Raw genomic sequence first — 13,244 nt, forward strand, 5'->3', positions numbered from 1 at the left:
GGGCGGCCAGTCGGCCAGACCCGGCCCCAAATGTAGTTTGCCTTTTTTCCCGATGCCGAAACGCCCGCTTCGGCGTAACTTCGTGTGCTGTGTGCCCGGCGGCTTATGAGCCGCTTACCGCTATTTTCTTCTGCTTTTTCCCGGCTTCTCCCCTGCCCGGTTTGCCCTATGAAAATTCTCCGCGTCCGCTTTTATAATCTGAACTCCCTGCGCGGGGAGCACACCGTTGATTTTAGCCAGACGCCGCTGGTAGATGCGGGCCTGTTTGCCATTACCGGCCCCACCGGCGCGGGCAAAACCACCATTCTCGATGCCATTACCCTGGCCCTCTACGGCCAGGTGCCCCGCCACGAAACCAGCGGCCCAGAGCACGTCATGAGCCACGGCACCGGCGAAAGCTGGGCCGAAGTGGAGTTCGAAGTAAACGACCAGCAATACCGCTCCAAGTGGGGCCAGTACCGCGCCCGCCGGAAGCCGGAAGGCAACCTCCAGGATTCCAAAATGGAGCTCAGCGAGCGGAAAGTAGCGGAGGATGGCACGGAAACCTGGGTGTTTCTGGAAACCTATAAATCGAAGGTTCCGGCAAAAGTGGCCGAGCTGAGCGGGCTGGAGTACAAGCAGTTCCTGCGCTCCGTGCTGCTGGCCCAGGGCGACTTTACCCGCTTTCTGAAAGCCCCGGCCGGGGAGCGGGCCCAGCTGCTGGAGAAAATCACCGACACCCGGAAGTATTCCGACATCTCGCGGGCCGCGTTTGAGCGCGCCAAGCAGGAAACCCAGCAGGTGGAGCAGCTGCGCGCCGGCCTGACGGGTTTGGTGCTGCTCTCGCCGGAAGAAGTGTCGTTTCTGGAAACCGAAATTCAGGAGCTGACCACCCAACTGAGTACCGCCACGGCGGCCCAGGAACAGCTGCGCGAGGCCCGGCAGTGGCAGCTGCGCCTGCGGGAATTGCGCCAGAAACAGCAAGCCACGCAGGAACAGCAGCAACGGCTGGCAGCACAGTCAGAAGCGCTGGCCCCGTTGCGGCAGCGGCTGGCCGGGCACCAGCAGGCGGCCCCTTTTGCTACTGATTTTGCTTTGTTACGGCAGGCCGAAGAGCTGGTAGCCCGTCTGCGCCGGGAGGCCGGGCAGCTGCAGGAGCAGCTCCCGCAGCTGGAAGAGCGCCGCGCCGCGGCAGAGGCGGCCCGCACCGCAGCCCACCAGGCATATGAACAGGCCGCGGGCAACCGGGACCAGCAGGAACCAAAGCTGCGTGCCGCCGAACAGTTGGACCTGCTGCTCTCCGAAGCCCGGCAGCGCCTTGCAACCGGCAAGCAGGAATATCAGGAGCGCAATGCCCTCTGGAAAGAGCAGAACCGCGAAGCCACTCACGCTGCCGAACAAACCAGGCAGCACCAGCACCAAGCCCATGAGCTGCGCGACTGGCTCACGCGCCATACCGTGCTAAGCGGCACGGCGGAAGCCCTGGCCCCGCTCAGCGGCTTTCTGCACGACTGGCAGCACGTGCAGGCCGAAATAGCAGAGCTGGAGCACCAGGTAAAAACGCGGCAGCAGCTATGGGCTACGGCCACCGCCACCCAGGCCAGCAGCGCGCAGCAGCTGCAGGAGGTGGAAACGCAGCTCAGCATCCTTGCCACGCAGTACGCTACCGCCACCGCCGCCCGCCACGACTGGCGGCACCAGCTCACGCACCACGTGGCCCGGCTGCACCGCGAAGAACAGGCCCTGGAAAGCAGCGTGCAGGATTTGCGCCGCCTCACGCAGGCGCATCAGCTCATTCTTACCCACGAAGAAGCCCGACAGCAACTAACACCAGGCGAGCCGTGCCCCTTGTGCGGCGCGAAGGAGCATCCGTTTACGGCAGGCCTGCTGGGCGTAAGTCACGATTCGGTGCAGCAGGACCGCCAGCGGGAACAGGAGCTGACCCAGCAGACGGTGGATCTGAAAGGGCGCATCAACCGCCTTACTTCCATCAGTGGCTTGTTGGAAACCGATGCAACCCTGCTTACGCCGGAAACCACGGTAGTGCGGTGGCTTTCGGTGGAGGAAGAAACCTCTATCCCCGGCACCGTGCGCGCCTTGGTGCAGGAGCTGCGCGCCCTGGAACAGCAGCAGCAGCAGGCCCAGCTTACTCAAACCAAAGCCCAGGCCGACCGCCACAACGCCCAACAGCAGCAGCAGCAGCTGGGCGCGGAGTTGGCAGGCCTCACGCTGCGGCTGAATGATTCCCGGGAGCAGGCACCCAAAATCCGGGAAATGATTGTCAGCCTGCTTTCTGCTTTTGGGCTGGAGTTTTCGGGCGAAAATGGCCCGGCTCTGGTCCAGCGTTTGGAAAGCGTAGGGGCTGAATTCCGCCAGAAGCAACAGGAAGCGGAAAAGCTGGAGCGCGAGCTACTGCTGACCCAGCAGCGCGCCGAAACCGCTCAGAAGCACCGCGACGAGTTGCAGCAGGAATTAAATCAGCGCCGCGAAAAGCTGCAGCTGGACCATGAAGCCATGCAGCGCCAGGAGCAGCAGCGCCGGGAGCTGCTCTCCGAAGACGATGTGGCCCGCGCCCGCCAGCGCCTGGAAGACGCCCTGCGCACCGCCGACCTGCACCGCCAGCAGGCCGAGCAGCAGTTTCAGCAGCACGAAACCGCTCTGACCGTAGCCGTGGACAAGCGGCGCCAGCGGGAGCTGGACGTAGAGCACCAGCAGCAGGCCCACGAAGAACGCCACGCGGCGCTTACGGCAGGCCTCACCGCCGCCGGCCTCTCCCCCAACCCCGCCGACCTGCTGCCGCTGCTCCTGCCCGAACCGGAAGCCGCCAGCCTGCAGAACCAGTTGCGCCGCCACGAGCAGGACGTAGCACTGGCCGAACAAACCGCCCAGGAAACCGCCCGGCAGCTGCAGCAGGAAGAAGCCCGTGCCCTCACGCCGGAGCCCTTAGAGCGCATCGAAGAGCTTTTGACTACCCACAACCAGCATCTGGCCACGCTCAACCAGCAGCTGGGCCAGCGACAGGAACGGCTGGGAAGCCATCAGGCGGGCCTGGAACGGCACGCCGCCCTGGCGGCGGAGCTGGAAAAGCAGCAGCAGGAAGCCCGCCGCTGGCGGCAACTGGCGGAGCTCATCGGCTCGGCCGATGGCAAGAAGTTCAGCGAGTTTGCTCAGGGCCTCACCCTGGCCCGCCTCATCGACCTAGCCAACCGCCACCTGCACCGCTTCATCGACCGGTACCGCATCCTGCGCAACCCCGAGCAGCATCTGGACCTGCTGATTCAGGACGAATACCAGGCCGGTTCGGCGCGCTCCATGAATTCGCTGTCGGGTGGGGAAAGTTTTCTGGTGAGTCTGGCACTGGCGCTGGGCCTCTCGGAGTTGGCGGGCCGCAAAACCCAGATTGACACCCTGTTTATTGACGAAGGCTTCGGTACGCTGGACCCCGACACGCTGGACGTGGCACTTTCGGCCCTAGAAATGCTGCAGGGCACGGGCAAAACCATCGGTATCATCTCCCACGTGGAGGCCCTGAAGGAGCGCGTCACCACGCAAATCAACGTGCGGAAGGGTGCAGGCGGGTTCAGCTCTTTGCAGGTGCTGGGCTTTGGGGAGGAAGTTTAGGCCGATTCACTCGCCGCCCGGATTTCCGCCCACGTCCAGTCTCGCTTCGGCATGATACCGGCGTAGCCGGCCCTAAAAAACGCTACTACTTCCGCTTCCAGCTGCGCGGGCATGATGGCCGAGGCGTAGATAGGCCGCTGGTCGGGGTCGGCGTAGCGCTGGGCTTTGGTGAGGCCTTTGCCGCTCAGGCGCAACAGCGGGCCGGTGTCGGTGATCCCGTCAAAGGTCCAGCGGCGCGGCGCGGCTTCCAGGGCGTTGAGGCGCGCGGCCAGCGCATCCAGCCGCAGGCGCGGCAGCGTGGGGCGGCTGGCCAGGTCAATCCAGGTAGTGTATTTGTACTCGAATTCGTAGCGCTGCCCATCGTAGAGGCACAGCACCATATCGGTGCCGGCAGTAGGGCCAAACAGGGCGTAATACGGCAGCGGCTCCGGCGTACGCACCACCGTTAGCCCGATTTCCGGGTAGCGCGTGAGCTGGGTGGCCGGGCTTTGCATCACGGCTACCGCCTGCTTTACCCGCGTGTACTCCGGCTGCCAGGCAGCCCGGCCGCCTGCCGGGTTATCCAGCATATCAGCGAAGCGGGGCAAGAACCACTCAAATTTCTCCGCCGAAGCCTCATCCTCCCGCCGACGGCGGGCCGGGGCGCCGAAGGGCTCGTAGAACCGGGCTTTTTCTTCCGCATTCAGCCAGCACACCAGTTGCAGGGCGTGGTCGGCCAATGGGTCCTGCCAGTTGATTTCGCGGAAGTCGCCCAGCGTAGCTACCAGCCGGAGCAGGTGCTCGTGCTGCAGGGCCAGCACTGGGTTCAGCAAGGCCCACACGCCCACAAAGCCATCCACATCGAAATGATTGGCGGTTACGGCCAGTGCCTGCAGCCCTGCGGTTTCCGGGGCGTGCAGGGCCCGCAGCACGGAGCCCGCACTGGTATCATCGCGCAGGGCGGCCGGAGTGGCGGCCCCGCGCCAGTGCGCCAGCGTAAGCACGGCACCTAAGCCTACGCTATCCACTACAATAGCAGGCTGCCGGCAGAGTTGCGCAAAAGGCACGAAAGTGCGGCTCATAGTAAATGGGTTGGGCGGAAGCGCCGGTGGCGGCGAAGCTACAACTGCCTTTTTCAATAGTTACTGTGGGTCACAGGGGCCGCGCGGCACTCTGGTTATACTCTCAGCGGCAGGAAGTAGGACTTTTGCAGAAATCAGACAAAAATAGCCAGGATCCAACTTAGCCTGATTTCGGAAAATCCCTCCTGCTTATCAGGCAAACAGCAAAACCCAGGCAGATTATCAGGCTGGTAGCAAGTATTACAGAATTATTAGCATGTCAAAAAAATTCCATTGAAATCATTGTGAATTACTGACTTGGCTTTTTATATTTGGTTGCCCAGAGTATGTATCTGCTTCGCAACTGCATAGTCTAGCCAGTTTTTAATTGCTTGTCCCGCCGCTCCTGTTCGTCACACTCTTATCTATTTGCACCATGCAAACTTCTACGCGTAACAATTCATCATCCTTAACCCGCGTGCTGCGTCTAGCAGGCTTGCTGCTGATGCTGCTGGCCTTCCGCGCCACCACCACCCAGGCGCAGACCTGGATGGTTTCTACGGACGCCTACATTAAGCTGGGCGTTATGGATAAATATGGGCAGCTAGGCACCTATACCGCTAAGTTTATTGTGACCAACGAGGATGGCAAGCAGTACATCCTAGTGAAAGAAATCGAAAAAGGCCAGAACGGGGCGGACGTTATGTATCCGGCTGACCCCAGCAACGGTGACTACTTTAAATCAGAAGCCAATGAGGCGGCCCGTACTACTCCTGGTCGCTATACCTGGGAGTGCCAGGTTTCCGGCAAGCGTGTAGTAAGTGGCCGGTTTGAGTTTCCGACCACCTCCAATGATGTAACCGTTATTGAGAAGAAGGGCCGGTAGGTTTTTCAGAATTCCCGTATAAAGCGTCTGGAGCACAAGTGCTCCAGACGCTTTTTTTGTGCCTGCTGCCCACCGCGCGGCCAGCACTCCACGTCTTCCTTTTAAAGAGTTGCCGCCATGCCTAAGAAATCATTTTCCGAACTCATTAATAGCCCCGGCATGCCGGTACTGGTCGATTTTTATGCGGATTGGTGCGGGCCGTGCAAAACCATGGCGCCCATTCTGCAGCAGGTAGCGGCCCAGCACCAGGGCAAGCTGAAGGTGATAAAAGTGGATGTAGACCGCAACCAGGCGGCCGCCCAGCAGTTCCGGGTGCAGAGTATTCCTACTCTGATTCTGTTTCACAAAGGACAGCCGGTTTGGCGGCAGGCGGGCGTAGTGCCCGCGCAGCAACTGGCGCAGGTAGTTCAGCCCTACATGCAGGCCGGTTAAATCTGAAAACAATTGAGTGCCCGGCAGCATTTCACTGAGAACTCCCAGAGGTAAGGCCTTTCGGCTACCTTTGCGGTGCTTTGTGATATACCGTGCTGCTGATGCCTCTTTCCGTGTTTCGATGTTTAATGGTGGCCTGCGGGTTTTGGCTGCTTCCCTATTTTGTGCTGGCCCAGCAACGCACCTACACGCTGCAAGGCAAGGTGCTGAGCAACGCCGAAACCCTGCCCGGCGCTTCCGTAGCCGTGCCGGCGCTGAATACCGGCGTAACGGCCGATGCCAACGGAAAGTACGTGCTGGTGCTGCCGGCCGGCCGCCACGAGCTGGTGGTTTCGTTTATCGGCTACCAGACCCTGACGCGCACCGTGAATCTGCGGGCCGATCAGCAGCTGAATCTGCAGCTGGCCTTGGCCGGCAATGAGCTGGGCGAGGTGATAGTAGAGTCATCGGGCACCTTGGAGCAAAAGCTGCAAACCACCCAGATGAGCGTGGAGCGCCTCACGGCCAAGGAAGCCAAGCTGCTGCCGGCCCTGTTTGGCGAGGTAGACATTCTGAAAACCCTGCAGCTGAAGCCCGGCGTGCAAAATGGTGGCGAAGGCACCTCCGGCCTGTTTGTGCGCGGCGGCTCCCCCGATCAGAACCTGGTGCTGCTGGATGATGCGGTGGTGTACAACCCCAACCATCTTTTCGGGCTGTTTTCGGTGTTTAATTCCGATGCGGTGCAGAGCGTGGATCTGTACAAAGGCGGCTTTCCGGCCCAGTACGGCGGGCGGCTTTCCTCCGTGGTGGATGTAAAGCTGCGCGAGGGTAACAACCAGAAGCCCAGCGTAACAGGCGGCCTGGGGTTGATTTCCTCCCGGCTAACGGTGGAGGCGCCCATCGTGAAAAACAAAGGGGCCTTTCTGCTCTCTGGCCGGCGCACGTACTTCGACGTCTTCACGCGCCAGATCAACAAAGCCAACGTAGACGACCCCGACTTCAACCCTATTCCCGACTATTATTTCTACGATTTCAACGCCAAAGCCAACTACACGCTGGGCGAGAAAGACCGGGTGTACCTGACGGGCTATTACGGGCAGGATAAGTTTGGCTTCAACTCCACCAACGGCTTCAACTTCAATTTCAACTGGGGCAACGGGGTGGCCGCCACCCGCTGGAACCACGTGTTCAACAAGCGGCTGTATGCCAATACTACGGCCGCTTTCACGCACTACCAGTACAGCATTACCAACAAGCTGGACCAGTTCAGCTTCAACCTGGCCTCTACCATTCAGGACTACTCCCTGAAGACGGATTTTGAGTATACGCCCTCTGACCGGCACACTATCCGGTTTGGGGCCATGGGCACGCAGCATCAGTTTGGCGTGGGCCGCCTGAAAGCCGGCTCCACCGATGGCCGCCTGAATTTTGGGCAGGATGTGACCTACGCGGGTCAGGAAGGCGGGCTGTATGCTACCGATAACTTCCGGGCCTCCGACCGGTGGCAGCTGGAATATGGCCTACGCCTGACGGGCTTCCGCAGCGGCACCGAAACGTACGGCGGGCTGGAGCCGCGCCTCTCGGCCCGCTACACCCTTTCGCCCAAACTTGCCCTGAAAGGCAGCTACGCGCTGATGTACCAATACCTGCACCTGGTTACTAACTCCGGCGCTTCCCTGCCCACGGATATCTGGTACCCTTCGCGACTGTCGGTGAAGCCGCAGCGCAGCCAGCAAGTATCCGCCGGCCTCAGCTTTCTGTTTGGCGGTGGCACTTACCTGCTGTCTAATGAGGTGTATTACAAATGGTCGCGCAATCAGGTGGATTTCCGGGATGGGGCCCAGCTGTTTGTGAACCCCGACCTGGATGCGGAATTCCTGTTCGGCAAGGGCTTCGCCTACGGCAACGAGCTATATCTGGAAAAGAAAAGCGGCCGCACCACCGGCTGGATAGGCTACACGCTGTCCTGGACCAAGCGCCGGTTTGAGGCCCAGCGCGGCACTTCCGGCATCAACAACGGCGAGCTGTTCTACCCCACCTACGACCGGCGCCATAACCTGACGGTGGTGGGCCTGCACCAGCTTTCCAAGCGCGTAAACCTCACCGGCGCCCTCACCTTCAGCTCCGGCAACCCCACCACGCTGCCGCTGGCGCGCTTTGTTTTTCAGGATATCTATGGGGCCGATGCGGAGCCGGTGCCCGTGTACCCTAACCGCAACGGCTACCGCCTGGCACCCTATCACCGCCTCGATCTGGGTGTGGTCTGGAAGCTGCTGCCCACGCGCTGGTTTCCGGAGTCAGACCTCACCTTCAGCATCTACAACGCCTACAACCGCCGCAACCCTTACTTCGTGTATTTCGACCAGGTGAAAAACGAGGATGAAAGCCAGGTAACCGGCTACCGGGCCCGGCAGGTATCCCTGTTCCCGGTCATTCCTTCGGTAACATACAATTTCAAGTTTTAGAGGCCGGAGCATGCAGATGAAGCGCATCACCAGAATTTCAGAAAAGCAGCCTCTTTGGGCCACCACGCTACTGTTGGCGGTTTTCCTGCCGCTGCTCACGGGCTGCGGCCTGCAGAAGGATATTGACGTGGAGCTGCCCGCCTACCCCGCCCAGCTGGTAGTAGAGTTCTACCTCATGCCGGGGCAGGTGCCGCAGCTCACCGTAACGGAAACTACCGAATACTTGGCCTCCCCCACCCCCGCTGTGCCGCTGGATGTGCGCGTGGTGCTGACGGAGCCCGGCGGGCTTACTGATACCATTCCGTTTGCCCCCAGCTATGATTCCCTCATGCAGAAGGCTTACACGCACCGCGGCACCAAGCCCGTGCAGGCCCGCCCCGGCGACACCTTTACGCTGGATGTGACGGATTCCAAAGGCCGCCACGTAACCGGCACTGCCACCATGCCCGCGCTGGTTCCCATTGATACCGTAGAGTGGAAATTCAACGATAAGCCCGACGACCAGCGCCGCGCCTACGTGCTGCTCCGCTTTCACGACCCGGCCACTCCCGGCGACTACTACCGCTTTCAGGTGCACCGCAGCAAGATTTCCCGCGACCCGGAAGTGGACTACACGCCCGAAGACCGCCTCAACAATGGTCAGGAATTCACCCTGGGCACCAGCTACGAGTTCGAGCCGAACGATACGCTGGTGGTCAGCCTTTTCCACCTCGACCGGCCTTATTACCAGTTTCAGCAGTCGGTGCAGGATGCACGCAGTGCCAACGGCAACCCATTTGGGCAGCCCGCGGCTATCAGGTCCACGGTGCAGGGCGGCGTGGGCGTGTTTACCGTGCTGAGCTATCAGCGCCGCACTATTATTGTGAAATAGGTTTCAGCCCTTGCAACCGCGCGCATCCGATCGGTCTCTCCAGGATATCCGACCCTTCTATCTCTTGAGAAATGATGCGCTTTCGATTTATTCTTTTAGTCGTGCTGCTGAGTGGCATGCTGGGCACGTTGAGCAGCTGCGAGAAAGAACCGCTTGACTGTGGCTGCACGCCGCCGCCACGCCCTACTTTTACCTCGGCTCAGCTAACCCAGGCCACCACCTGGCGGCTGGATGAGATGGTGGCAGATGGCAACACTACCCGCACCGAATCCATCAAAGACCGGTTCAGCCTGGCATTTAAAGCCGATGGCACTTATACCCAGACACTGCTGGCCGACAACACGGTTTTTCAGGGCACCTGGACACTGACGGACGCCTTCTACAGCACACTGAACCTGACGGATCATAAAGGCGCCTTACAGCAGTACTCACTGGCGCGCGCCGACGACCAGATCCTCACGTATGGCCACCTCAATAAGGATAATAAGTGGGATTATTACATCTTTACTTTCGTGAAATAATCAGCTGATTATTATATGATTGTCACGAGTAATTAACTATTAGCTATGCTTACTAGGTTAGCAGCATTATTTCTCTCTATTGCTGTATTACCGCTTATGGCCGCGCTGTGCTGCTATCCACGGGAAGGCCCGCCTCAACCCGCCTTCGATAGCGCGGCTTTGCAGCAAAACTGGCAACAGGCACGAACGCAGTGCTTCTGTACTGACCTATGCCCCCCAGATAGTATTCGCAGCCGCTATGTGCTCCTGCTTAAGACCGATAAAACCTATCAGCGCCTCCGGAAGCCATCCAACACGCCCGTAGAACAAGGCACGTGGACGAGTAATAGCTGGCAGCTGGTTTTGTTGAGTGACCACGGGCCGCAAAAAGAGTTTTTAATTCAGAAGCTGCTCCCTGCTGACTCTGCTGGCGGGAGTGACTCGCTCTTCCTCGAAACATATGGCAATGCTGATTGCCAACAGCTGGTATTCAGCAAGCTGCCCTAGCTCTTTTACTGTCGCTCAATAACCGTTTTCAGCAGCGCCGTTAAACGCGGCTCAGCAACGGCCGCCACGCGCAGAATATCGGCCAGGGCTACGTGCTTCAGCTTGCTGGGTGAGCAAAGGTCCGTAATGACGGATACGGCCAGCACGGGTAGGCCCATGTGGCGGGCGGCAATAACTTCGGGCACGGTGCTCATGCCCACGGCATCGGCCCCGATGGTGCGCAGGTAGCGGTACTCGGCGGGGGTTTCCAGCATGGGGCCGGGCAGGCTGGCGTACACGCCGCGCCGCACTTTATCGGCAAAGCCCAGGTCCCGGGCGGCTTGCTCTGCCTGCGCCAGCAGGCCCAGGTCGTAGGGCTCCAGCATATCGGGAAACCGCTCTCCCAGCTCGTCCAGGTTTTTGCCGATGAGCGGGTTCAGGGGCTGCAGGTTGATGTGGTCGTCAATCAGCATCAAATCAGAATATTCCATATCCGGGTGCAGGCCGCCACTGGCGTTGCTGACAAACAGCTTCTGAATGCCCAGCAGCTTCATTACCCGCACCGGCAGCACTACCTGCTCCATGGTGTAGCCTTCGTAGAAATGAAAGCGGCCCTGCATCACCAGCACCCGCCGCCCGGCCAGCGTACCAGCCAGCAGATTGCCCGAGTGGCTTTCCACCGTGGAAATGGGGAAATGCGGAATGCTGGCGTAGGGCAGCGTATGGCTTATGTCTATTTCATGCACCAGCGCCCCCAGCCCGGTACCGAGGATAATGCCAAATTCGGGCTGGAAGCCGCCGAGCTGCTGGCGGATGTGAGCGGCGGCTTCGCGCAGGTGTTGCATCATTATACTTGGAGTAAAAAGGCTGTCATGTCGAGCGCAGCCGAGACATCTCGCGTGCTGATGTTGCAGTACTAATCACTGTTTACCACACTAGCAAGATGTCTCGGCTGCGCTCGACATGACAGCCGACTTAATGTTCTACTGAATGTTCAATTCAAAAGGCATACGGGCTTGTACGCCGCTCATTTCGGAGAGCTTTTTATACTGCTCATACACGGGATACATCGGGCCCATTTCCTCGCGCACCAGGTGCATGCGCACTTCCTCGTTGAAGTTGCTGAACATGGATTCCATGAACGACTTCTGGCGGGGCAGAATCTGCACACGGTAGTCGCCCTGGGCTAGGCCGGCCCGGCGGGCGGCAATATGCATGGCGTCATCAAACGAGCCCAAAACATCTACTAGGCCACGCTGCTTGGCTTCCGTGCCCGACCATACCCGGCCCGAGGCGTACCGACGCAGGCGCTCTACAGGCATGTTGCGCCCCTTCGCCGCTTTGGTGGTGAAGTCGGCGTAGATGCGGTCCACTTCCTTCTGCAGCTGTGCCTTCTCATAGGCCGTGAGGGGCCGCGTGATGGTGGGGAGGTCGGAGAATTTACCGGTAGTAACCCGGTCGGTGGTAATGCCGAGCTTGTCGCGCAGCATGGGTTGAATGTTAGGTAGGATGCCGAACACGCCAATGCTGCCCGTAATGGTGTTGGGATGCGCCACAATGGTGTCGCAGGCCATGGCAATGAAGTAGCCGCCGGAGGCCGCCACATCCGACATAGAGCACACAATGGGCTTTACTTTTTTGGTGAGCACCACCTCGCGGTAGATAATATCCGAAGCCAGCGAGGAGCCGCCGGGCGAGTTCACGCGCAGTACTACGGCCTTCACTTTGTCGTCGAGGCGGGCTTTGCGGATAGCTTCCGCGAAGCGGGTGCTGCCCACGCTGTTGTTGCCGCCTTTGCCGGTCACGATGTCGCCATCGGCATAAATCACCGCAATCCGGTTACTGCTGCTTTCATCCTCGTCCTCGTTTTTGGCATAATCAGCCAGGGGCACCAGGCTCAGCTTTTCCTTTTTACCCAGCTTCAGCCGGCCTTTCATGTAGTCAGAAGCCTCATCGTAGTAGCCCAGGTGGGTTACCAGGCCCAGACGCTTGGCATCTTCCGCATTGTGCACCAGCATGGAGTCGCTGATGACTTTGAGACGGGCGGGCTCAATACCACGGGCGGCGGCCACGTGGCTGAGGGTGAAGTTGTTGATGGAGTTCAGGAAGGAAGTGGTCTGCAGGCGCGCCGAATCCGACATGTTCTCGCGGAAAAACGGCTCTACAGCGCTTTTAAACGAGCCTACCCGAAAGATATAGGGCTCAATGCCAGCTTTCTCAAACAGGTTTTTGTAATAGAACGTCTCCGAGCTCAGGCCGTTGAACTCCAGCGTGCCCTGCGGATTGAGGTAAATCCGGTTGGCCACAGAGGCGAGATAGTAGCTTTTCTCGGAAGCCATATCGTTGTAGGCCACCACAAACTTGCCTGATTTCTTGAAATCGAGCAGGGCGTCGCGGATTTCCTCCAGCGAGGCCATACCGGCCTGTACCAGCTCCACATTCAGGAAAATACCCTTGATGTCGTCGTCGGTTTTGGCGCGGCGAATACTGGCTTTAATCTGGTCCAGCCCGATGTTATCGGCCCGGTTGGTGAGCATGGAGGCAAACGAGCTCCGGCTTTCCCGCTCTGCCACTGGTTTATCCAGCTTAATTTCCAGCACGGAGTTGCTGGCCACATTCACTTCTTCCCCTGCTGATGCTAATCCTGCAATCAGCCCTACCAGCAGCACAAAACCTACTAAGGCAAACAGCAGCAGCCCCACAAACGAAGCCAGCACGTATTTCAAGAATTGTCTCATTGGGTACAGAAAAAAGTATATCCGCTACCTAACAAAGGTAACGGGCTTTTGGCATTCCTATAGAGGTGTTTTTCGGCCATTGGTTGCGTTTGATTAAACTGGATTGAAGCCCGGTAAACCGTTATGCAGAGCTTATCGAACCCTAGGATAGCGCAGCGAAGCATCTCTACAGCTTCACCTGTCATCCTGAGCCCAGCGAAAGATCTTATCACGCTAGAACGACCATCGTAACAACGATTCGTTTCAT

The 13,244-nt window shown here is 59.4% G+C and carries 10 protein-coding genes; 7 read left to right on the forward strand and 3 right to left on the reverse strand.

Features of this window, described 5'->3' with window-relative positions; genetic code table 11:
• The first annotated feature begins 168 nt into the window (after nucleotides 1–168).
• Complete coding sequence (locus AM218_RS09565; protein ID WP_054413663.1) at nucleotides 169–3,600, forward strand: SbcC/MukB-like Walker B domain-containing protein; 3,432 nt, start codon at nucleotides 169–171, stop codon at nucleotides 3,598–3,600.
• Here the strand turns inward: AM218_RS09565 and AM218_RS09570 are convergent.
• On the reverse strand, nucleotides 3,597–4,661 hold the full coding sequence (locus tag AM218_RS09570) for a DUF6687 family protein (protein ID WP_054413664.1): 1,065 nt from the start codon (nucleotides 4,659–4,661) through the stop codon (nucleotides 3,597–3,599). The two genes, AM218_RS09565 and AM218_RS09570, sit on opposite strands and share 4 nt — an antisense overlap.
• 415 nt (nucleotides 4,662–5,076) lie before the next feature.
• Between AM218_RS09570 and AM218_RS09575 the strand changes: the two genes are divergently transcribed.
• The 6 genes from AM218_RS09575 to AM218_RS16795 all read left to right on the forward strand — a co-directional run bounded on the left by AM218_RS09575 (nucleotide 5,077) and on the right by AM218_RS16795 (nucleotide 10,280).
• On the forward strand, nucleotides 5,077–5,526 hold the full coding sequence (locus tag AM218_RS09575; protein WP_157547613.1) for a hypothetical protein: 450 nt from the start codon (nucleotides 5,077–5,079) through the stop codon (nucleotides 5,524–5,526).
• 117 nt (nucleotides 5,527–5,643) lie between these two features.
• The gene (trxA, locus tag AM218_RS09580; protein ID WP_044512622.1) at nucleotides 5,644–5,958 is read left to right on the forward strand and encodes a thioredoxin; all 315 of its coding nucleotides are present in this window, start codon (nucleotides 5,644–5,646) and stop codon (nucleotides 5,956–5,958) included.
• 101 nt (nucleotides 5,959–6,059) lie between these two features.
• Nucleotides 6,060–8,402: a TonB-dependent receptor gene (locus AM218_RS09585; RefSeq protein WP_054413666.1), complete on the forward strand. Its 2,343-nt coding sequence runs from the start codon at nucleotides 6,060–6,062 to the stop codon at nucleotides 8,400–8,402.
• A 10-nt stretch (nucleotides 8,403–8,412) separates the two neighbouring features.
• Entirely contained in the window at nucleotides 8,413–9,273 is an 861-nt protein-coding gene (locus tag AM218_RS09590; protein ID WP_054413667.1) for a DUF4249 domain-containing protein, read from the forward strand.
• 71 nt (nucleotides 9,274–9,344) lie between these two features.
• On the forward strand, nucleotides 9,345–9,794 hold the full coding sequence (locus tag AM218_RS09595) for a hypothetical protein (RefSeq protein WP_157547614.1): 450 nt from the start codon (nucleotides 9,345–9,347) through the stop codon (nucleotides 9,792–9,794).
• A 240-nt stretch (nucleotides 9,795–10,034) separates the two neighbouring features.
• A complete protein-coding gene (locus AM218_RS16795; RefSeq protein WP_157547615.1) occupies nucleotides 10,035–10,280 on the forward strand; it encodes a hypothetical protein in 246 nt (81 codons plus the stop codon).
• A 5-nt stretch (nucleotides 10,281–10,285) separates the two neighbouring features.
• Here AM218_RS16795 and AM218_RS09605 read toward each other — a convergent pair whose 3' ends face one another.
• Both AM218_RS09605 and sppA read right to left on the reverse strand, forming a co-directional pair.
• Nucleotides 10,286–11,107, reverse strand: coding sequence for a purine-nucleoside phosphorylase (locus tag AM218_RS09605; RefSeq protein ID WP_054413670.1), 822 nt, complete (start codon nucleotides 11,105–11,107; stop codon nucleotides 10,286–10,288).
• Nucleotides 11,108–11,242: 135 nt separating this feature from the next.
• A complete protein-coding gene (gene sppA / locus AM218_RS09610; protein WP_054413671.1) occupies nucleotides 11,243–12,997 on the reverse strand; it encodes a signal peptide peptidase SppA in 1,755 nt (584 codons plus the stop codon).
• Nucleotides 12,998–13,244: the final 247 nt, after the last annotated feature.

The organism is Hymenobacter sp. DG25A, assembly GCF_001280305.1.
GTDB lineage: Bacteria > Bacteroidota > Bacteroidia > Cytophagales > Hymenobacteraceae > Hymenobacter.